This is a genomic window from Ruegeria sp. AM2, assembly GCF_056540685.1.
Genome location: NZ_JBQFXE010000013.1, coordinates 36,744 through 57,504 on the forward strand (window position 1 = coordinate 36,744; position 20,761 = coordinate 57,504).

The following is a 20,761-nucleotide window of genomic DNA, read 5'->3' on the forward strand; positions in this document are numbered from 1 at the left end:
CCGCAACTACTACGAAAGGCATGCGACCGGTCTCAGCAACCGGTACCGCGCAGAACGACAAAGATAGTCCGGGTCAGGATCGAAACATCCGTGCTGAATGACATGCTTTCCCAATATTCAGTATCGTGAGATGCGCGCTCGGCAAAGGATGATTGGCTACGTCTGGACACCTGCCACGGTCCCGAAAGGCCGGGGCGCATGGAGTTGTAGAACTTGCCGGGATAGAGTTCCCGCTGGCTCAGCATCATCGGGCGGGGCCCGATCAAGGACATCTCACCAACAAAAACATTCCAGAACTGCGGCAGTTCATCCATCGAGAACTTGCGCAGACAGGATCCGAATTTGATGATCCGCGGATCATCGCGAAGCTTTTGGTTGCGGTTCCACTCTTCCCGCGCCTCAGGATTGGCCGCCAGATATTCTCTGAGAACCGTATCGGCGTCATGCACCATGGTGCGCAGCTTGATCAGCCTGAAAACCTTTCCGTTTTTGCCGACCCGTTGCTGCCGGTAAAACGGGGTTACGCCCTGACTGGCCAGAAAGACGGCCAGAATAAGAACCAGCGGCACCACAAACGGGGCGGCAAGCAACACGAACGCGATATCAAAGATGCGCTTCCCCACACCTCTGTAGAAACCTGGATAATTCACCGAGGCGGGCATAACAGGAATATTAGGGTAGCCAGGATCGACTACCTCTTTCGAATGACTTGCCACTATTTAAAACTCCCAGCACACACAATAACCAAGAACCACCTACCAAATTCAGGAACCGACTACGCCCAACCTCAACTTATATATAAAAACTCTTATATTTTTATGTATTGCGAGGCTCCGCCGTTACACATGCTGGCAGCTCCCCCTGCCTGCAATTGTTAACAAATTCCGATCAGCTTGCAAAACATTAATCCTGACTGCATTGCCTGCCCCCAATGAGAAAAGAAAGCATTTCCCGTTGTTAAAGCGGGGGAAATACGTCCAGAGGCGGTGAGGGTTCTCAGGAATCTGTTGTCTGTTTGGATACAATGTGAAAATTTCTGGAGCTTTAGCCCTGAACGGGAGCCGAACGGAAAGAAGAGGAATTTTTCTCCGGCGCGCCATCCTTCGGCGCGTCCCCTGCTTTTTCGGGCAGCTTTCCAAAGAGGTTGGTGGAAACAATTACCGGCAATCAGTGCCATTTACGGGGTGTGTGTGGTCAATTCATTGCGTGTGAAGTTTGGTACAGCTTGCTATCTTGATTTTATGACAGAGTAGTACCCAAGTGCATTTGCATTATGTGATACATAGGTTGTGTAAGGATTTTGGTGGTTCAAGGTATGGGTTTGGGTAATCTCAGAGGAACCAGGGCGAGGTTTGACAAGGCGGAAGGCAACCGTGGAGCTATGGCGTCCAGTGACGGGTTCTATCTAGATTTCTTCGGCCTTGACCGGCGGCCTTTCACGCTGCTTCCGGACCCTGGTTTTATGTATTGGTCGCCGCTGCACAAGCGCGGCTATTCGGTCCTGCAATTCGGCATCATGAGCTGCGCCCCAATCACCGTTCTGACGGGCGAGATCGGGGCCGGGAAAACGACGCTGATCCAGCATCTTCTGAGCGACATGGAGCAAGAGATCACGGTCGGGTTGATTTCGAACGCGCAGGGTGATCGGGGAGAGTTGCTGCAATGGGTCCTGCACGCATTGGGCCTGCCGATCGAAAAGGACGCGACCTATGTGCAGGTCTTCCAGATATTGCAGGATTTTCTGATCGCGGAATATGCCGAAGGGCGGCGTGTGGTTCTGATTTTCGACGAGGCGCAGAACCTGACGGTCGAAGGTCTGGAAGAAATTCGCATGCTGACCAACATCAACTCCAACACGGATGAGCTGATCCAGCTTGTTCTGGTCGGACAGCCCGAATTGCGCGATATGGTTCTGGACCCCAAGATGCGTCAGCTGACGCAACGGGTTGCTGCAAGTTTCCACCTGGAACGGATGGATGAAGGCTCTGTCGAAGCCTATATTAGGCACAGGATGAAGACCGCCGGCGGATCGGGCGGGGAATTCACCGAAGACGCCTGCAAGCTGATTTTTGAGCAGACCCGCGGCGTCCCGCGCCTGGTGAACCAGTTTTGCGATTTTGCCCTGCTTTATGCCTGGACAAATGAAGCCGACAAAGTGGACGAAGATGTTGTCAATCAGGTGATCGACGACGGTGTGTTCTTCGGAGGAAATTCACTCAAGATGGAGCTGACAGTCTGAGATGGGTCCGGTTCGTTACTATTTTTCCGTTTTTCTGAGGCGGTTTCCCTACTTCCTCATCGTGGCCACGATTGTCTCTGCCATCTCGATCGCGGTCGCGGTGACCTTGCCGTCGAGCTATGTATCACGAATGGTTCTGATCGTTGAATCGCCGCAGATTCCGGGCAATCTGGCTTCAAGTACCGTGAATACGTCTCCGATCGAGCAGCTGCAGATTGTCGAACAACACGTGCTGACGCGACCGGTTCTTCTCGATATTGCACGCAAATACGAGGTGTTGCCAAATCAGGATGGTGCCAGTCCCGACCAGATCGTCTCTGAGCTACGCACAAAAACAAAGACTCGCATCTCTTCGGGGCGCAATCAGGCGAACCTGATGACCTTCACATTCGAAGGCAGAACCGGAAAAGTCGCGGCGGGTGTGCTGAATGAATATCTGACGGAAATTCTGAAACTTGATGTCTCGTACCGCAAGGAACGGGCGTCCGACACGCTGGAGTTCTTTGAACAGGAAGTTGAGCGGCTGGGGGCCGAGCTTGACCAGCGCAGCAGCCGGATTCTCGAATTTCAGAATGAAAACTCCGGCGCCCTGCCTGCCAGCCTGCAATTCCGTATGGCGCAGCAGGGGGCACTGCAGACGAGCCTTCAGCAAGCCGATCAGCAGATTTTCTCACTCCAGAACCAGCGCGAAAAGCTATTGGAACTCTATACAACGACGGGTCAGATCACGAACACCGGGCAACAGCCACAGACAGCGGCACAGGGGCAATTGCGCCAGTTGCGCAACCAGCTTGATAACCAACTAGGGGTCTATTCGGAAAGCAGCCCGCGAATTAAGCACTTGCGGGCCCGGATCGCGCATTTTGAAGAAGTTGTCGCGGCCGAGCAGGCATCCACCACCGCCGCCGCCAGTGCTCAAACGGGAAACTCGACGCTTGATCTCCAGCTGGCTCAAATTGATTCACAAATAACCACCCTGGAAGACCAGCGCGCTGTTACCGAAGAAAACCTTAAAAAAGTGACGCTAACGATCAATCAGACCCCAGCTAATTCCATCACGCTGGCCGAGTTGCAGCGAGATCACAACAATATCCTGACCCAGTACAACAGAGCGGTCACACGCCTGGCATCGGCCTCGACTGGGGAACGGATCGAAATCACCTCTCAGGGGCAGCGGATTTCGGTGATTGAACAACCCTCGGAACCGACCACGCCGACAAAACCTGATCGCCTGTTGATCGCAGTTGGCGGTACATTCGCCGGTATATTGATGGGTCTGGGGCTAGTTGTTCTGCTGGAGTTTCTGAACCGGGCTGCGCGCCGGCCGGAGGATTTGATCAACAAGCTGGATGTCTGGCCGATTGCGACTATTCCCTATGTAAAGTCTCCAGGCCAGGTGATGGCGCAGCGGGTTGGCTGGGCAATGCTGATCACGGTGATTGTAGTGGGCGTGCCCGCTGGCGTATGGGCTGTGCATACTTACTATCTGCCCTTGGATCTTATCGCGGACAAGGTGATCGACAAGCTGGAGATTTATTAGTGATTTTCGTTCTGAACCAGGTAGGGAGGCTATAATGGACCGTCTTCATCAGGCGATTCAAAAGGCCCGCGAGGAACGCAACAGCCGCCAGCCTGAACCGGCGACGCTGACGTTGAAAGAAGAACAGCGCCAAGTTCCGACCGAAAGCAGCGATGAAGATATCTGGCTAACCGTGCCAGAAATCAGCATCGACCCACACCTCATATCCCGAAAACGCCTGATGTCATATCGTGGCGGCGCTGACGCAACACCCTATGATATGCTGCGGACCAAGATGTTACAGCAAACGCTTTCCAAAGGCTGGCGTCGGGTGGCGTTGACCTCGCCGTACAGCGGATGCGGCAAAAGCACGGCGGCAGCCAATCTGGCCTTCAGCCTGGGCCGCCAGGAAGATCTGCGCACGATCGTGATCGATTTCGACATGCGGCGCAGAGGGCTGGCCGAGATACTCAAGCAATCCGGCAATCACAGCATGGCCGACGTCATTCAGGGGAATGTGTCGTTTCACGAACATGCCTTGCGTCACGGTAACAATGTGATTTTCGGGCTGAATTACACCTCGACACGCAACCCTGCGGAAATTTTGCAAAGTCGCAAGACAATCGAGTTTCTGGAACAGCTCGAGGCAGAATATAAACCCGATATCATCCTCTTTGATACACCGCCACTGATGGCCAGCGATGACAGCCACGGGTTTCTCAGGAACGTCGATTGCGCCCTGCTTTTGGCAGCTGCTGACGAGACCAGCATCGACCACGTTGATGTGGCTGAACGGCAATTGGCGGAACTCACGAGCGTCATGGGGATCGTCCTGAACAAATGCCGGTATATCAGCGGGACTTTTGGGTATGAGTACGGCTCCTACTGATGCAGGGCCGAACGATGCGGTGATCATCCCTCACTATAACGACCTGCCAAGATTGGAACGATGCCTGCTGGCGCTCAGGAAGAATGACCTGACGGGGACCGAAGTTGTTGTTGTCGACAATAATTCACCGGTGTCACTGGAGGATGTGCGACGGGCCTTTCCTGAGATACGTTTTTTGGTGGAAACCCAAAAGGGTGCTGCCCATGCCCGCAATCGCGGGGTGGCCGAAACCACAGCGCTGCGGCTTTTCTTCATCGATGCCGATTGTGTGCCTGCGCCGGACTGGCTGACGGTCGGGCGCCGGATTGCGGACCGGGCCGATCTGATCGGTGGACGGGTCGATGTCTTTGACGAAACCCCGTCGCCACGCAGTGGGGCCGAGGCGTTTGAAACCATTTTTGCGTTCAATTTCCGCAGGTACATCGAAGTTCAGGGGTTTTCCGGGGCGGGTAATCTGCTGACCCGGCGGGATGTTTTCGACTCGATCGGCGGCTTTATTGATGGTGTGTCCGAAGACCGGGAATGGACCATGCGGGCAGTCGACCGGGGCTATAGCCTGATTTACGAAGACGGGTTTCGGGTCAGCCATCCGTCGCGGCAGAACTGGCCCGCACTCAAGGCAAAGTGGCGGCGCACGACGCAAGAGGGGTATCAGTTGAACGGAACGGACCCCGCCGCGCGTTTGCGATGGGCTCTCCGTGGACTGGCCATGCCCGCCAGCGCTGTTGTGCACACACCCAAAGTCATGTTTAGCGGCAAACTGGCCTCGACCGGCGAGATGTTACGGGCGATTTCGACTCTGTTCCGGCTTAGATGTCTGCGTATGGTCTGGATGTTGCGCCAGGCAACAGGTGGCACGATCTGATCAGCCCATATGAAAAGGGGCCGTTGCGTGCGGCCCCTCGACATATTGGTTGGGATTGTGTGCTTCGATCAGGCCGTCTTGCGGCGTCGCATCAACCCCAGCCCACCAAGCGCGGTCAGAAGCAGCACACCACCAGCTGGCAGAGGCACTGCGGCCACGTCAAAGTCAAATGAGACATTCGGTGAGGATGCAGCCCAGCTGAACACAAGGTTCTGGCTTAGGGTATTTGGGCTTGAGGCGCTGAAGATTGTATTCAGTTTGGTGGTCACGCCACCCAAAACAGCTGTTGTTGCCAGCACATTGGTCGGATTGTTTGCATCAACCCAACTCATCGTCAGGCCAACGGGGAATGCAGCATTCAGCAGGCGCAGAGTAATCGACGCCCCGGCCTTTCCAAGCAGCGGTCCACTGGGCGATGTAAAGTTAACCGAGTAGACACCGCCTCCGCCCGGACCTGTGTTTACTGCGCCATTAAAAAGATTGTCAGACGTAATGTCATAGCTGCCACCGGCTGACACATGCGTCAGCGCGCTTGCCGACCCGGCCATGAATACAGCCGTCACAAGGCTTGCAGCCATCATTTTCAAACTTCTAAACATAAAAGTCCCACCTTCCAGCTTACACACAATCCACACGCAACTTTGGCGTGGCACTATTCCTTAACATTAATACTTTATTTCCATTTGGTTGCGAAGGTTTTTCTCGTGAATTGGGGCTTTTTTGAGGCAGAGAGGCCCGGAGTGCTGAATAATAATATTCCTAATTTGCGGTTTGTTTCGATTTTGTGAACATAATGGCTTGGGTAGATGTGATTCTACCCGGGGCTGCGGCACTCAAGAATCCATCAGCGGCGCACGGACCGATGCGGCAATGCGTGTTAATGCTTTGTGCAAATCCGGAAACAATCCAGCGCAGTCGGGCACACTATCCGTGGCCAAAATTTCACACAGGGCCTGTAGATCATGCTCGACTGGAAAAAGGCGCGAAACTGAAGGCTTGCTATATTTCCCCTTTCGACGATCCGGAAGTTTCGTGTAGCTTTTGACCTGCTATTGTTTCAAGTTCAGGCATGCATTCCAGATCGGAATTTTTAGTTTGGCCGTTTGTTTGCGGTGCCTGCCTATTAACGAGGAGATGGTTCGAATGGGCGTTGACCAGAACATAGCCGCAGAGAATGCGAACAGGGTCAGCACCGGTATTGAATCAGAAAGATTAAAAGGTGCTCAGGACTGCTGATGAACGCGTCTGACTTTGATTCCAATGACATAAATCTCAACGCAAAACGGATCCTGGTGACAGGGGGCGCTGGCTTTCTGGGCTCGCATCTGTGTGCAGCCCTGTTGGAGCAGGGACATGAGGTGCTGTGTGTCGACAATTATTTCACCGGGCGGCGCGCCAATCTGCGCCATTTCCTGAACAACTCCCGGTTCGAGGTCATGCGCCATGACGTGACCTTTCCGCTCTATGTCGAGGTGGACGAGATTTACAACCTGGCCTGCCCGGCCTCGCCCTTCCATTACCAGCATGATCCGGTGCAGACGACCAAAACGTCGGTGCATGGGGCGATCAACATGCTGGGGCTGGCCAAGCGGGTCGGCGCGCGCATTCTGCAGGCCTCGACATCCGAGGTGTATGGCGATCCGCAGATCCATCCGCAGACCGAGGGTTATGTAGGTCACGTCAATCCAATCGGGCCGCGCTCATGCTATGACGAGGGCAAGCGCTGTGCCGAGACGTTGTTCTTCGACTATTACCGGCAGCATGGTCTGCCGATCAAAGTGGCGCGGATTTTCAACACATATGGGCCGAACATGCACCCCGATGACGGGCGCGTGGTGTCCAATTTCATTATGCAGGCCCTGCGAGGGGAGCCGATCACCATCTACGGCGATGGCAGTCAGACCCGATCCTTCTGCTTCGTGTCCGATCTGATCGACGGGCTGATCAAACTGATGGAATCCCCCGAGGACGTGACTGGCCCGATCAATCTGGGCAACCCGGTCGAGATGAGCATTCGCGAACTGGCCGAGGCGGTGATCCGCCTGACCGGGTCGAAATCCGAACTGGTGACGCGCCCGCTGCCGCAGGATGACCCGATCCAGCGCCAGCCGGATATCACCCGGGCCCGCGAACAACTGGGCTGGGCACCGCAGGTGGCGCTGGAAGACGGTCTGAAGGCAACGATTGCCTATTTCCAGCGCACGGCAGTGGCGATGAAGGAGCTGTAGGACGGCAATGACCGCTCAGCCTGCATCCGGAAGATCACCCCGATGGCTCGGGGTCTTTCTTCTGCTTGCCGTGACGGTGGTCATTTGTCTGGCAGTTCTCATCATCAACCGCGGACCGCTCTATTATTTCGACACCGGAGGTTATTTCCGGCAGGGCGATGCGGCGCTGTCCCTGATCCTGCCCGCGCCGGAACAGGGCGGTGCGAAGGCCGAAGCAGGTGAGGGTCAGACAGGCGGTCGGGTCGAAAAGGACGAAACAACCAGCGGATCACGCTCGATGGCGTATGCATTGCTGGTTGCTGCCTTCTGGCGGGCTGATGCGCTGGCCGGTGTGGCAAGCGTTCATCTGGCGCTGCTGCTGCTTGCGGTTTGGCTGGCGATGCGCGTGTTGCAGCGCAGCGCGCAGACCGGGCGAACGACGCTGCAACTGGTGACCATTCCGTTGCTGGCGGCTGCGACGACCTCGCTGCCCTTCTATATAGCCTACATCATGCCGGATATTTTCACCCCGATCCTGCTGATCGTGATCGCGGTGGTTGCCGTGGCGGGCCGCCAGATGCACCTGATGGAGTGGTTGGCCGCCCTGGCCCTGGCAGCATTTGCAGTGGTGCTGCACCCGTCTCATCTGGGGATTGCAGTTCTGATGGTGCCCTTTGTCGTGCTGGCCGCCCTGCTGCGGCTTGGGCAGGGCCGGTGGCTTGCGGCGGGGTTTGCCATTGGTCTGGTCGCGATGGCGCTGGCCGAGCGCAAGGCCTTCGAGGTCGCAACGGAAACCGTTGCGCGCAAAGAGGTGATCCATACGCCTCATATCACCGCGCGGCTGATCGTGGACGGCCCCGGTATGGCCTATCTGGATGATGTCTGCCCCCGGCCCGATCTGGCAACCTGCGCCCTGCACGAGGCGCTGTCCTGGTCGGACGATCCCTATCGCCTGACCGCCGCGCATATCATTTTCGAACGCTCCGAGCGGCTGGGTTCGTTCCGGTTGATGTCGGTCGAGGATCAGCAGGCCGTGGCGGCCGAACAACGGGCGTTCTTTTTGCAGGTTCTGAAGGCCCGTCCGTTCGGAACGATATTTGCGCTCGGTGAAAATGCGATGACGCAGCTTGCAATGAACAGTGTCAGGCAAACCATTCCGAACGAGGCGGTCATCAAAAATGCGAAGTCACTTTCAGGATTGCCGGCAGAAAAGCTTGCGGTGCTCGACAACACTGTACTGGAGCGGGACTATTCCTGGATTGGACCGGTAAATGTCATTCACTCGGCTATCTATCTGGTTTCCTGCGTGATCATAGCAGTTTTGCTGCTGTGGCCCGGACGGGTGGCACCGTCGCTGAAACTGTTCGCCTTGTTCATCCTGATCGGAATTGCCGTGAACGCGCTGGTTTGCGGCGGTGTGTCACAACCTGCGGACCGCTACGGCGCGCGCGTCATGTGGTTGCTGCCCTTTACAGCGGCCTTCCTTTTCCTTGTTCAGCGGGCCCCAGTGCCGCGCCCCGGTATCGGAGAAAGCCCGTGATGTCAGATCAAACCCTTTCCATCAGCGTGGTGATGCCAGCCTATAACGCCGAGCATCTTCTGCCTCGTGTCCTGCGACCGCTGATTGAAATGCTGGACACCGGTCAGGTGCAGGAAGTTCTGGTGGTGGACGATCAATCTCCGGACGGCACCGCCGCGCTTGCGCAAAAGATGGGGGCCACGGTTCTGACCACACCGGTCAATGGCGGGCCGGGGGCGGCGCGCAATCTGGCGGCCGAACATGCCACGGGCGACATCCTCTGGTTTGTCGATTCCGACGTCATCGCCTGGCCGGATGGGCCGGACCATATCCGCCGGGCCATGTCCGAAGACAATGTCGGGGCGGTGTTCGGATCATATGACGACGCACCGGACGGTCAGGCCTGGTTCTCGCGCTACAAGAACCTTCTGCACCGCTATCACCATCAGCGCGCCCGACGCGAGGCGCGCACCTTCTGGGCCGGCTGCGGCGCCATCCGGCGGGACGTGTTTCTCGAAGTTGGCGGGTTCGACGTGAAGACCTACGAGATCCCGTCGATCGAGGATATCGAACTGGGTTACCGGATCGTCGAAACCGGTCGACGGATTCTGGTCGAGCCACAACTGCAGGGCAAACACCTGAAAGTCTGGACCATGCGAAACAGCCTGAGTACGGATATCTACTGCCGCGCCCTGCCCTGGGCCCGTCTGATGATCTCGCGTGAGGGGCTGACAGATGATCTGAACACCTCGACAATGGAACGGCTACGGGCCGGACTGGCCGGGTTGCTGATCCTTTCGATTTTGGCGCTGCCCTTCTGGCCCGGGCTGTGGCTGGTGCCACTGTTGTTACTGGGGCTGGCCTTTGCCGTGAACTACGATCTGGCGCGCACGATGGCCGGGCATGGCGGACCATGGTTTGCCTTCAAGTGCATCCTCTATCACCAGTTCTATTACGTCTATTCAGCCAGCGTCTATGTCTGGTGCCTGTTCGAATATCACGTACTGGGACAAAAGCAGAAACTGCATGTCACACGAAATTAAACTGCAGTATCGGCGCGAAAGGATCGGGCTTTACAGATGACCGGATTGCCTGATTTCCTGATCATCGGGGCTGCGCGCGCCGGAACGACCGCCTTGCATAGCTATTTGCGGCAAAACCCAAGTATCTTCATGCCATCGGTGAAAGAGCCGAACTTCTTCTGCTTTGAAGGGGAGGTGCTGGCCTGCAAGGGCCCTGGGGCAGATTATATCAATAATTCAGTGGTCGATATTGAAGCCTATCGCGCTCTGTTTGCCCCCGCCCCTGCAGGCAGCATATGTGGCGAAGCCTCGCCGCTGTATCTTTATTCGCCTAAGGCCCCGGCCCGGATTCACCATCACATCCCGAATGCGCGCATGGTGGTGATCTTGCGCAATCCGGTTGACCAGGCACTGTCCCATTATCTCTATGCCGTGAAACAACGGATTGAGCCGTTGGAAGACTTTGCCGAGGCGCTGGATGCTGAAGAAAAGCGGCTGGACGCAGGGTGGCAGCCCTTGTTCGGGTACTCCCGGTTCCCGCGCTATGCCGAGCAGCTGTCGCACTATTTCAACCTGTTTGATCGCGACCAATTCCTGATCCGAACGTACGAAGATTTTCAGGCAGATCCGCAGGGATTGATTGCCGACATTACCGAATTCATCGGAGCAGATACCGGGTTTCAGCCGGACATATCCTCGCAGCTCAATGCCGGGGGGGTGCCTCGTAGCCGCCTGTTTCAGGATTTCCTGATGAAACCCAACCCGGTCACCGGGCTGATTGCACGCGTCATGCCGCAGGAGATGCGCTGGAAAATCCGCGACCGACTCTCGGGGCTCAATCTTAAGCGGGGCGTTGAAATGTCCCCCCGTGCCCGCGCCATTTTGCAGGAAAGACTGGTGCCGGAAATAGAAACGCTCGAGCATATGCTCGAGCGTGATCTAAGCGCTTGGCGCGCCTGAAAGATTTCAGGCACCCAGGCTACGACGCGGTGCGTTTTTCCACATTGTCGCCAATCAGGTTCGCTTTTTTCTCGGGCTTGGCCTCAAACTCCTCGTGGTAGGAGCGTTCGACATTGACGTCCCAGATGTCATTCTGTTCGCCCATGATGTTGCGGGCGGCATACATCGCCGACAGCATCGAATGGTCCTGGTTGTTGTAGCGATGCAGGCCGTTGCGCCCGACCGTCTGGAAGTTCTCAAGCGTTTTCAACCAGTCGCTGACAGTGTCCAGGGCTTCTTTGTATTCACCATCATAGACCGGATAGGCTTTGGGCTGCCGGATAATGGCGCTGTCGATGACGGTGTCCGCTTTGGCAAGACCAAGCTTTTCAAGCTCTTCGCTGGCCAGCTTTCTCAATTCCTCATCAGAAGACGACCACAGCCCGTCACCCTTCTGGCAGAAATACTCCATCCCGATGGATGCCGTGTTCTGATTGGGCAGCATTTCCTTGGACCAGGCGCGGAAATTCTGAATGCGCCCGACCTTCACCTTCGGGCTGTGGATGTAAATCCAGTTGTCCGGGAACGGGTCGGCGTGGTTCAGGATCAGGGTCACGATTAGGAAATCACGATACTTCAGACGATCCGCAGCCTCGACAACTTCGGGTGGCGGTGGTGGATCAAAGGCGTGGATCAGGTCGCGCACCGCCATCGAGTTGACGAACTCTTCGCCTTCAACCCGCTCGGTGTGCTTCTCGCCATCTTCGGTCCAGTGACGCACGTCAATCGAGGTCACGCGATTGCCATCCCGGTTCACCTGCAGCACTTCGGAATGCGTCTCGACGCTGCCGCCTTTTTTGCGGATCAGGTCGCGGGTCTTTTCCCACATCATGCCGGGGCCCAGACGCGGGTACTGGAATTCCTCGATCAGGCTGGCCGTGTCATTGGCGCCGGAAATCGCGTTCCAGACCGCCTTGGGCAAGGACAGGTTCTTGATCCGCTGCGCAGCCCAGTCGGCGCGGATTTCCGATGGCGGAATGCCCCAGACCTTTTTGGTGTAGCTGTGGAAGAAATGCATATAGAGCCGCCCGCCAAAGCGGTTGATCACCCATTCTTCAAAGGTGTCTTCCCGCGGCTTGGGTCGGATCTTCCATTTGATGAAGCTGCCGATGATCTTGTAGGTCTCGTAGGGACCGATATTGCCAAGAGCGTTAAAGATACGCAGCGGGTAGTCGTAAAACTTGTTGCGGTAAAAGATTCGGCTCTGGCGTTGCACGGTGATGAAATCATCGCCCATCACCTCGTGCCACATGTCTTCGACTTCGCCCACTTTGGTAAAGAATCTGTGGCCACCGATGTCAAAGCGATAGCCTTTATGCGTCTCAGTTCGTGAGATGCCGCCCACCATATCCGAGGCCTCGTAGACCTGGGGCACATGCGTGTCGCTCAGCTTCTGGAGTTCATATGCTGCTGTCAGCCCCGCAGGACCGCCACCAATAATAACTACGGGAACAATATCTTTTTTCAAATGACTAACATCCGCACTAAAACCACTGCCGTCAGGCTACAGGAGGTTACCTGAGATTCACAACAAAATCATGTTGGCGCGCAGGAAATGGAACCCGGTTCGTCCTCGCTTTTTTTCTCTGAATCCATGAATGCGTGTTGGGCCACCGCCCAGAGCGCGCGATTTAATCTGACGCATGAACAGGTATGCAGACCTGGCTTTGCACCCCGGGAAAGAGCCTGAGCCCTGTGGAAAGCCAACCGCTTTCCCCTTTGATGGCAGTGCAAGTTTCGCCCTAAAATTTTGAATAATAGATATATTTCGACGCAATTAAGGGCGTCCTCATGGCTGTCGGACAGCCGAAGGCAAACCCCGGACACTTTCATGGCAGAGGCAAAATATCCGGTCCGCGTTGCCTTGATCTGAACTCTTGCGGGCGGTGTGGCCCGAATGCTCTTTGGGCATGTGCGGACAAGTCAACAATTTCACCTCACAGGGCATATTGTGTACTCTTTGGCACGAGAGCATCGGGAAATCAGGAGCGTCACGACTCGTGGCTTTGTGAATCTTGACAGGGGGCCAACGCTTCCGCCCTATTGCCCTTGAGTGTTTGGAGAAACAGAGCCACGTCAGGTCTAGGTTATAGACCGGCTAATTAGTGGCTGACTTCGTGGTTAACGAGGGAGCAATTTTATGAAGTGCGTTATTCTGGCCGGCGGCTTAGGGACTCGGCTCAGCGAGGAAACCGTACGCATACCCAAACCCATGGTCGAGATCGGCGGAAAGCCAATCATCTGGCATATCATGAAGATTTACGCGTCCCACGGCGTTACCGATTTCATCGTCTGCCTTGGCTACAAAGGCTACGTGATCAAAGAGTACTTCGCCAACTTCTTTCTGCACAGCTCGAATGTCACGGTTGATCTGGCCAGCGGCAGCCTGGAAGTCGCAAACAGTAAATCCGAACCCTGGCGCGTGACGCTGGTCGATACGGGTGAAAACAGCCAGACCGGTGGGCGGCTTAAGCGGGTTATGCCCCACCTCAAAGATGAAGAGGCCTTCTGCCTGACCTATGGCGATGGGGTTGGGAATATCGACATCCGGGCCGGGATCGACTTTCATCGGGCTCATAGCAAACTCGCGACGGTCACGGCGGTCCCGCCGCCGCGCCGCTTCGGTCAGCTTGAGATGCAGGACAACCAGGTTCTAAACTTTTCCGAAAAGCCCGTCGGAGATGGCGGACTGATCAATGGCGGTTTTTTTGTGCTTTCGCCCGAGATCGAGAAATACCTTGGAGACGACAAAACCATCTGGGAGCGCGGCCCTCTGATGAACCTGACCCGTGATGGCGAGTTGATGGCTTTCGAGCACAAAGGGTTCTGGCAGCCCATGGACACCATCCGCGAGCGTCAGGAGCTTGAGGAACACTGGGCCACGGGCAACGCGCCATGGAAAATCTGGGAATGACCGCAGCCGCCTTTTCAGGCCGAAGGGTACTTGTGACCGGGCATACCGGTTTCAAAGGTGCCTGGCTGGCCACCTGGCTGGCCGAAGCAGGTGCAGAAGTGACCGGATACGCCCTGCCCCCTGAGACCGACCCCAATCTCTGGGCCCTGCTGGACCAAAGCAAAATCCGGTCAATCGCCGGTGATCTGAATGATCGCGCGGCATTGGACAGGCTGATTGCCGAGACCGATCCCGAGTTTGTCTTTCACCTTGCGGCGCAATCCCTGGTGCGGCGATCTTATCGCATACCGGTTGATACTTTCGCCACCAACGTTCTGGGCACGGTCCAGCTTTTGGATGCCCTGCGCGCCAGTGCCGGCTTGCGCGCGGTCGTGGTTGCCACCTCGGACAAGGCCTATGAGAATGTCGAACAGGTCTGGGGCTATCGCGAAACCGACCCGATGGGCGGGCATGATCCCTATTCCGCCTCGAAAGGCGCGACCGAAATAGCCACCGCAGCGATGCGGCGCAGTTTTTATACGCAAGGCGCTGCCGACCCGCATCCGGCCCGGATCGCCAGCGCACGGGCCGGCAATGTCATCGGTGGCGGTGACTGGGCCGAAGACCGGCTCGTCCCGGATATCGTGCGCGGATGCCTGAGCGATGAAGGGCGCGTTGTGCTGCGCCACCCCGGCGCAATCCGCCCCTGGCAGCATGTGCTCGAACCGCTGAGGGGGTACATGATGCTGGCCCAAAAGCTTGAACAGGACGAGGCCTTTGCCACAGGCTGGAATTTTGGCCCAGAACGCGACGATGAGCGTCCGGTTCTGGATGTGGCCCAGGCCGTCATCACCGCGCTTGGACAGGGCCGGATTGAGATTGATACCCCTGCAGACACCCCGCACGAGGCCAATATGCTTCGACTGGATGTCTCGCAGGCGCGTGCAATGCTTGGCTGGCGGCCGGCTCTGAGGTTTGAAGACACCGTCCGGCTGACAGCTGATTGGTATGCTGGTTGGGCCCGGGGCACCCCACCAGCCGAGCTGTGCCGCGCCCAGATTGCTGAATTTGAAACATTGAGTAAGAGACAGATATGACCGGCACGACCCATCCTGCCTGCCGCCATTGCGGCACCTCGCTTACGATGACGCTTGTCGATCTCGGGCTGTCCCCTCTGGCCAATTCCTATGTCGATCCGGCTCGCGCGGACACACCGGATCCGGTCTACCCGCTGCATGCGCGCGTCTGCACAGAGTGTTGGCTGGTGCAGGTAGACGATGTCGTACCGGCGGAAGAGATATTTTCCACCGATTACGCCTATTTCTCCAGCTTCTCGGACAGCTGGCTGGCTCATTGTCGGGAATACGTGGACAAAATGGTTCGCCGGTTCGATCTTGGATCAGACGACCTGGTGATCGAGATTGCCTCGAATGACGGGTATCTGCTGCAGTATTTCGTCGAAAAGGGCATCCCCGTACTGGGGATTGAACCCTCGGGCAATGTGGCGGCCGCGGCACAGGAAAAGGGGGTGCGCACGCTGGTCGATTACTTCGGCGACACACTGGCCCGCAAGGTTGCCGAGACCGAGAAACCCCCAGCGCTGATCGCCTCTGCCAATGTGCTGGCGCATGTGCCCGATATCAATGATTTCGTCGCCGGGATCGCCACCCTGCTGACCGGTGATGCAGTCTATACGGTTGAGTTTCCGCATCTTTTGAACCTGATAAAAGGCGCGCAATTCGACACGATCTATCACGAACATTATTCCTATCTGTCGCTGCTGGCGGTCGAAAAGATTTTTGCCAAAGCCGGTCTGCGTGTCTTCGATGTCGAGGAACTGACCACCCATGGCGGATCGTTGCGGGTTTTTGCCTGTCTTGAAGGGGCCAGCCATACTGATGGGTCGGGTTTGGCCAAGGTCCGCGCCGATGAGGCGGCGGCGCAATTCGACCGCCCCGAAGGCTATATGAACTTCACCGTTCAGGTCGAGGCGGTGCGTGACGGGCTGCTTGCCTTCCTGCACGAGGCAACGGCCCGTGGTGACACCATCGCCGCCTATGGCGCGGCCGCCAAGGGCAACACGCTGCTGAACTATGCCGGGATCGGCCCCGAATTGATCTCGTACTGCGTAGATCGCAATCCTGCCAAGCAGAACACACTGCTGCCCGGCAGCCACATTCCCGTGCATGGGGTCGAGACGCTGCGCGAAAGGCCACCCGATTACGTGCTGATCCTGCCCTGGAACATCCGTGACGAGGTTACGGGTCAACTGGCCGACCTCAAAACCCATGGCACCCGGTTCGCCACCGCCGTGCCAGAGGTCAGGATCAGCTGATGGCACGGGTTCTGCTAACCGGAGCGACTGGCCTGATCGGCAGGGCGACGGCGCCGGCCTTGGCAGAGACCGGGCATGAGGTCATCACGCTGGGTCGGAGCCAGACCAGCGACATCCCCTGCGATCTGCTGGACCCAATTGCAGTCACGGCGGCGCTTGAAAGTGCGCGCGCCAGTCATCTGTTGCATCTGGCCTGGCATGATGGCGCGCGCGACCGTTGGACATCCCCGGTCAATCTCGACTGGATGGCAGCCACGTTGCATCTGGTACGGGAATTTGCCCGCACGGGCGGCCAGCGCGCTGTCTGCGCAGGCAGTTGCGCCGAGTATGACTGGTCGGAGTCGGAGCTTACCGAAACCAGCCCCTTACGACCTCGCACCCTGTACGGAGCGGCCAAGGCCGGGACCGGTCTGGCGCTTTGCGCAGGGCAGCATGCCCTTGGCCTGTCACTGGCCTGGGCCCGCATCTTTTTTGTCTATGGCCCGGACGAGCCGCCGGGGCGACTGTTCGGCGATCTGATTTCAAACCTCGAGGCGGGTCGGCCGGTGGATTGCACCGATGGGTTGCAAAGGCGCGATTTCCTGCATGTCGATGACCTGGCGCGCGCACTACTGCGTCTGCTGCTGGAGATGGATATTACAGGCGCGATCAATGTTGCCAGCGGCACCGCAATCCCGGTGCGGGAGCTCATTGAAGAGGTCGCAAACCAGATGCATCACCCCGATCTGATCCGGCTGGGGGCGATTGCACGTGCACCGGACGACCCGGACCGATTGGCCGCGGATGTAACCCGATTGCGGGGCGAGGCCGGTTTCCTGCCACGGCATGATATCGTGTCGGGGGTGGCGCGGGTTCTTAAGGCAAGAAAGGAACCAGCATGAAGAGGATGCTCTTTCTTCGCAAGAAATCCTTTGCGCTTTTTGTCTTGGTGGGAATTGTGAACACGGTCTTCGGTTACGCGATTTTCACTGTTCTGAGCTTGTCCGGGCTGCCGCCACAACCCGCCCTGATCATTTCATTCGTTGTTGGCGTCGCGTGGAATTTCATGACCCATGCGCGGCTCGTGTTCGATACCAAAGGGTTCGGGCGGCTGCCTTTCTACCTGCTGTCCTACATGGCCGTTTACATCTTCAACGCCCTATCGCTCGAGGGTCTTTTGAATGCCGGGCTACAACCGATCATAGCTCAGGGGCTGATAGTGGTGCCGGTCGCCATACTTGCCTTCATACTTGTTTCCCGCGCGCTGACCCTGCGATTTCCGTGGCAAGCGGAGACCTGATACAATGTCACAAAGAACAGCGGAATGCGTCAACCTGGGCCCGTTGGACTACCGGCCGTATTCATATCTCCGAAAAGAGCGCGGTGATGCCGAAATTGCAACAAAGTCGCCTCTATCGGTGTATAAGGGTCTACTCATTATCTTTGGTAATGATTTTGGGATTTTTAATGATTGAAAAGTGGTGAGGAAGCTTCAGCATGAAAGACAAGCTATCACTGGTGGCGTTTATGGGCGCCTGTATTGCTGCGGTCTATCTTTTTGGCATCTTTACAGCGCGATATCAGTGGCCCCCGTACCGCTATATCAACTCTGCAATTACCGAAGTGAAGACAGCTCTTCTCTATCACAAGGACAGATTGAGTTGGCAGTATTTCCAATATGATGACGCCCCAGATACACCCGACGTGGTTCATGACCTGAACGCCCGCGCGCCAGGCGCAACGCTTGTCTCGGGCTTTACCGAAGATCAGGATGTTCACAAGATCAGAATTGTCGATGTCCAGGGGGACGTCATCCAGGAATGGGCTTTGAACTGGGATGAACTTTGGCCCGGGGAAGCACCGCATATTCCCGAGCCGATATTGAACAGAAAACAACACCACCCTCATGGCGTCGCCCTGTTGGAAAATGGTGATATTGTCTTCAATTTCACCGAACTCGCCACGCTGCGGGTTAACCCTTGCGGAGAGGTCATCTGGCGCCTCGACAGACGTGGACATCATTCAATTGACATCAGCCCGGACGGGTCGTTTTGGATACCGGGCCTCATAACCCACTACGAACCTGTGGACAGGTTTCCCAACCACTCTCCTCCTTTCGAAGAATTCTGGGCGCTGCATGTGTCCGCCGATGGCGAGGTCATCGACGAGTTTTCGTTGAATCAGGCCCTGATCGACAATGGTTACGTGGGTCTTCTCTATGGCTCGACCCTGAATGAATTTACGCCGATCGTGAAGAAGGACACGCTTCACGTGAATGACATTGAGGTCTTTAGAACTGATATGGAAGAAGGCGTGGCCAAACATGGCGACATTCTTGTTTCGCTGCGCAACATCAACGCGATCGCTCTTATGGACCCGAAGGATCGGCGCATCAAGTTTATCTCTATCGGCAAGGTCATGCGCCAACACGATGCCGATTTCATCGACGGCAACACCATCTCGGTTTTCAACAACAACAACCTGCTGCCCGAATGGCTCGATAATGCGTCCGGTCAGCGTGGCATTCAGAACCAAAGCAGTTCGGTCGATACGATCTCGCTGATTTCCGGAGACATTCTGCAATCTGTTGCGGACTCGGGGGGGGAACCATTCTTTACCGACGTGATGGGCATGCATCAGCGACTGGACAACGGCAATCTGTTGATCGCCGAAGCCCGGGCAGGGCGCGTTCTCGAGCGGTCACCGGACGGGCGGACAGTTTGGGAATATTACAACGTGCTCGATGACACGCTGCTGGGCGCAGTGACATATGCCGAACGGCTTGATCCCGTGTTCGACGCCCAATTTTTCGAAGCCGCACGGGCAGGTTGTTCAAGTTGACCTGATGAATGAGGCCGGAACCGATATCCGCCGCCAGATCATCGGATCTGATGCCCATAAGGCGGACTTTTGGTTCAAAGATTTTGAACCCGACAACATGCAGAACCTCTGACACCGTCAAATCTCAAACGCAACTGCCCAACACTTGGCAATACTCTCCTTCAACACTGCCGGATATGTCGCAAGTTAAAACCGAAACGCTTTAGGCCCCTAGGAAGCTGCGCGTTAGCAGAGCCAGCCCTGTTACCACCAGCCCTACCGAAAGCCAGCCCCCAAGTCCCCACGGGCCCATCCCGCGCCAGACGCGGGCGAAGCCGGAACGTGCCGACGCGCCGCCGGCGATCTTTTGCTGCATGGTCCCGATGCGCTTGGCGTGTATGATAATCCCGATTACCGTCAGGACCGTTAATCCCACACCAAACAGGCCCCAGAGAATGCGCGTTGGCAGCCCGCCCCAGGTGCCGAAATGTATCGGGTCGGCGGCTTCCGCAATGCGCTGGTGGAGCGATAGGTCCTCGCCGCGATGCGCACCGAGCACCTCGAGCGATTCCGGATGGAAATAGACTGAATTCGCCCGAGGACGAACCAGAACCGCCGTATGATCCCCTTGGAAAACGATTGGTTGCACGGGTCGGCGGGGCAAGATCACTTTCCGAACCTCTAGGCCCGGAAATGTCGCTGCGGCGATTGCGCTGGCGGCATCGAGACGCGCACCGTCGAAATCCGGCGGGAGAAGTTGGTCGCGGGCGACAGTACGGTTCGCTGGCGTAGCGGGCGCATCGAGTCCGACGGTTTCAACAAAATACCAAAGGCTGGTCACCATCAGGGGCACGAAAAAGACCAGCGACCAGACTGCGATTAGCCGATGAAGATCGCTGAGCCAGGCACGGGAGCGGCTCGAAAAGCGCGGCCAGCGGAAAAATCCGGTCCAGAACCGGCGGTAGAGAAACAGGCCGGCGATAACTGTGGCGGTCAGAGGAATGGCAAAGAAGGTAACGACAAGCTTGCCCAGGTGCCCGGGGATGAACAGGGCTTCGTGCAATCGCAACAGAGCGGCATGGATGGTAAATGAGGACGTCTCGCCATTCACCTGACCGGTGTAGGGATTGACCCAAAGAAACGCATCGCCGCCTTCTGGCCCGACGCCCGTGACCTGGTCGGCAAACCGCGCACCCTCTGATCGAACGAGCGCGACAATGTCCCAATCGGGCCTGGCCCTGGCGGCCGCGTCGTAGATCGTTCCCAAACTCAGCTTCGCACTACCCTGCGGCGATGCGCGAACTTCTGAGTATCGCAACCAGTCCAGCTCTGGCGCGAACACCAAGAGCGTGCCGGTAAGAAACAGGAAGGCGAAGAACAACGATACACCTAACCCGAAAAAAGAGTGCAATCGATGCCAGCTTGGTAAACGAGAGCGGAAGTCGAACATTGCAATCCCAATTCAGAATTCCGGC

General features: G+C 56.8%; 18 protein-coding genes. 14 read left to right on the forward strand and 4 right to left on the reverse strand.

Annotated elements, in window-relative coordinates:
- Window positions 1-32 precede the first annotated feature (32 nt).
- Window positions 33-716: a sugar transferase gene (locus ACR0CR_RS18050; protein ID WP_480601827.1), complete on the reverse strand. Its 684-nt coding sequence runs from the start codon at window positions 714-716 to the stop codon at window positions 33-35.
- A 746-nt stretch (window positions 717-1,462) separates the two neighbouring features.
- On the opposite strand from ACR0CR_RS18050, the gene ACR0CR_RS18055 reads away from it, so the two are divergent.
- From ACR0CR_RS18055 to ACR0CR_RS18070, 4 genes are read left to right on the forward strand one after another with little or no spacing between them, the layout of a single operon-like run.
- Complete coding sequence (locus ACR0CR_RS18055; RefSeq protein WP_480601829.1) at window positions 1,463-2,239, forward strand: ExeA family protein; 777 nt, start codon at window positions 1,463-1,465, stop codon at window positions 2,237-2,239.
- A gap of 1 nt (window position 2,240) precedes the next feature.
- A complete protein-coding gene (locus ACR0CR_RS18060; protein ID WP_480601831.1) occupies window positions 2,241-3,779 on the forward strand; it encodes a GumC family protein in 1,539 nt (512 codons plus the stop codon).
- A gap of 34 nt (window positions 3,780-3,813) precedes the next feature.
- Window positions 3,814-4,647 (forward strand): CpsD/CapB family tyrosine-protein kinase, encoded by an 834-nt coding sequence (locus ACR0CR_RS18065; RefSeq protein WP_480601832.1) that lies wholly within the window; start codon window positions 3,814-3,816, stop codon window positions 4,645-4,647.
- Window positions 4,628-5,512 carry a glycosyltransferase family 2 protein gene (locus ACR0CR_RS18070; protein WP_480601834.1) on the forward strand — a complete coding sequence of 295 codons (885 nt, stop codon included), beginning with the start codon at window positions 4,628-4,630 and terminating at the stop codon, window positions 5,510-5,512. Before ACR0CR_RS18065 ends, ACR0CR_RS18070 begins: the two co-directional genes overlap by 20 nt.
- A 68-nt stretch (window positions 5,513-5,580) precedes the next feature.
- Here the strand turns inward: ACR0CR_RS18070 and ACR0CR_RS18075 are convergent, their stop codons facing one another.
- Entirely contained in the window at window positions 5,581-6,093 is a 513-nt protein-coding gene (locus ACR0CR_RS18075) for a VPLPA-CTERM sorting domain-containing protein (RefSeq protein ID WP_480601837.1), read from the reverse strand.
- Between the two features lie 654 nt (window positions 6,094-6,747).
- On the opposite strand from ACR0CR_RS18075, the gene ACR0CR_RS18080 reads away from it, so the two are divergent.
- Genes ACR0CR_RS18080 through ACR0CR_RS18095 form a run of 4 tightly spaced genes read left to right on the forward strand, consistent with a single transcriptional unit; the run spans window position 6,748 to window position 11,220 of the window.
- Window positions 6,748-7,740, forward strand: a complete 993-nt coding sequence (locus ACR0CR_RS18080; protein WP_480601840.1) for a UDP-glucuronic acid decarboxylase family protein — start codon at window positions 6,748-6,750, stop codon at window positions 7,738-7,740.
- Between the two features lie 7 nt (window positions 7,741-7,747).
- Window positions 7,748-9,259 (forward strand): hypothetical protein, encoded by a 1,512-nt coding sequence (locus ACR0CR_RS18085; RefSeq protein WP_480601842.1) that lies wholly within the window; start codon window positions 7,748-7,750, stop codon window positions 9,257-9,259.
- Entirely contained in the window at window positions 9,259-10,281 is a 1,023-nt protein-coding gene (locus ACR0CR_RS18090) for a glycosyltransferase family 2 protein (RefSeq protein ID WP_480601843.1), read from the forward strand. Before ACR0CR_RS18085 ends, ACR0CR_RS18090 begins: the two co-directional genes overlap by 1 nt.
- Before the next feature lie 36 nt (window positions 10,282-10,317).
- Window positions 10,318-11,220: a sulfotransferase gene (locus ACR0CR_RS18095; RefSeq protein ID WP_480601844.1), complete on the forward strand. Its 903-nt coding sequence runs from the start codon at window positions 10,318-10,320 to the stop codon at window positions 11,218-11,220.
- Window positions 11,221-11,239: 19 nt separating this feature from the next.
- Here ACR0CR_RS18095 and ACR0CR_RS18100 read toward each other — a convergent pair whose 3' ends face one another.
- Window positions 11,240-12,727, reverse strand: a complete 1,488-nt coding sequence (locus tag ACR0CR_RS18100) for an NAD(P)/FAD-dependent oxidoreductase (RefSeq protein ID WP_480601845.1) — start codon at window positions 12,725-12,727, stop codon at window positions 11,240-11,242.
- Between the two features lie 672 nt (window positions 12,728-13,399).
- On the opposite strand from ACR0CR_RS18100, the gene rfbF reads away from it, so the two are divergent.
- From rfbF to ACR0CR_RS18130, 6 genes are all read left to right on the forward strand, one after another.
- Window positions 13,400-14,173: a glucose-1-phosphate cytidylyltransferase gene (gene rfbF / locus ACR0CR_RS18105; protein ID WP_480601847.1), complete on the forward strand. Its 774-nt coding sequence runs from the start codon at window positions 13,400-13,402 to the stop codon at window positions 14,171-14,173.
- Entirely contained in the window at window positions 14,155-15,249 is a 1,095-nt protein-coding gene (gene rfbG, locus ACR0CR_RS18110) for a CDP-glucose 4,6-dehydratase (RefSeq protein ID WP_480601848.1), read from the forward strand. The genes rfbF and rfbG overlap by 19 nt, the downstream gene beginning before the upstream one ends.
- Window positions 15,246-16,487 carry a methyltransferase domain-containing protein gene (locus ACR0CR_RS18115; protein WP_480601850.1) on the forward strand — a complete coding sequence of 414 codons (1,242 nt, stop codon included), beginning with the start codon at window positions 15,246-15,248 and terminating at the stop codon, window positions 16,485-16,487. Before rfbG ends, ACR0CR_RS18115 begins: the two co-directional genes overlap by 4 nt.
- Window positions 16,487-17,368 carry an NAD-dependent epimerase/dehydratase family protein gene (locus ACR0CR_RS18120; RefSeq protein WP_480601853.1) on the forward strand — a complete coding sequence of 294 codons (882 nt, stop codon included), beginning with the start codon at window positions 16,487-16,489 and terminating at the stop codon, window positions 17,366-17,368. The genes ACR0CR_RS18115 and ACR0CR_RS18120 overlap by 1 nt, the downstream gene beginning before the upstream one ends.
- A complete protein-coding gene (locus ACR0CR_RS18125; RefSeq protein WP_480601855.1) occupies window positions 17,365-17,766 on the forward strand; it encodes a GtrA family protein in 402 nt (133 codons plus the stop codon). Before ACR0CR_RS18120 ends, ACR0CR_RS18125 begins: the two co-directional genes overlap by 4 nt.
- Before the next feature lie 197 nt (window positions 17,767-17,963).
- Window positions 17,964-19,307, forward strand: coding sequence for an arylsulfotransferase family protein (locus ACR0CR_RS18130; protein ID WP_480601857.1), 1,344 nt, complete (start codon window positions 17,964-17,966; stop codon window positions 19,305-19,307).
- A gap of 202 nt (window positions 19,308-19,509) precedes the next feature.
- Here the strand turns inward: ACR0CR_RS18130 and ACR0CR_RS18135 are convergent, their stop codons facing one another.
- Entirely contained in the window at window positions 19,510-20,736 is a 1,227-nt protein-coding gene (locus ACR0CR_RS18135; RefSeq protein ID WP_480601859.1) for a PepSY-associated TM helix domain-containing protein, read from the reverse strand.
- Window positions 20,737-20,761 lie beyond the last annotated feature (25 nt).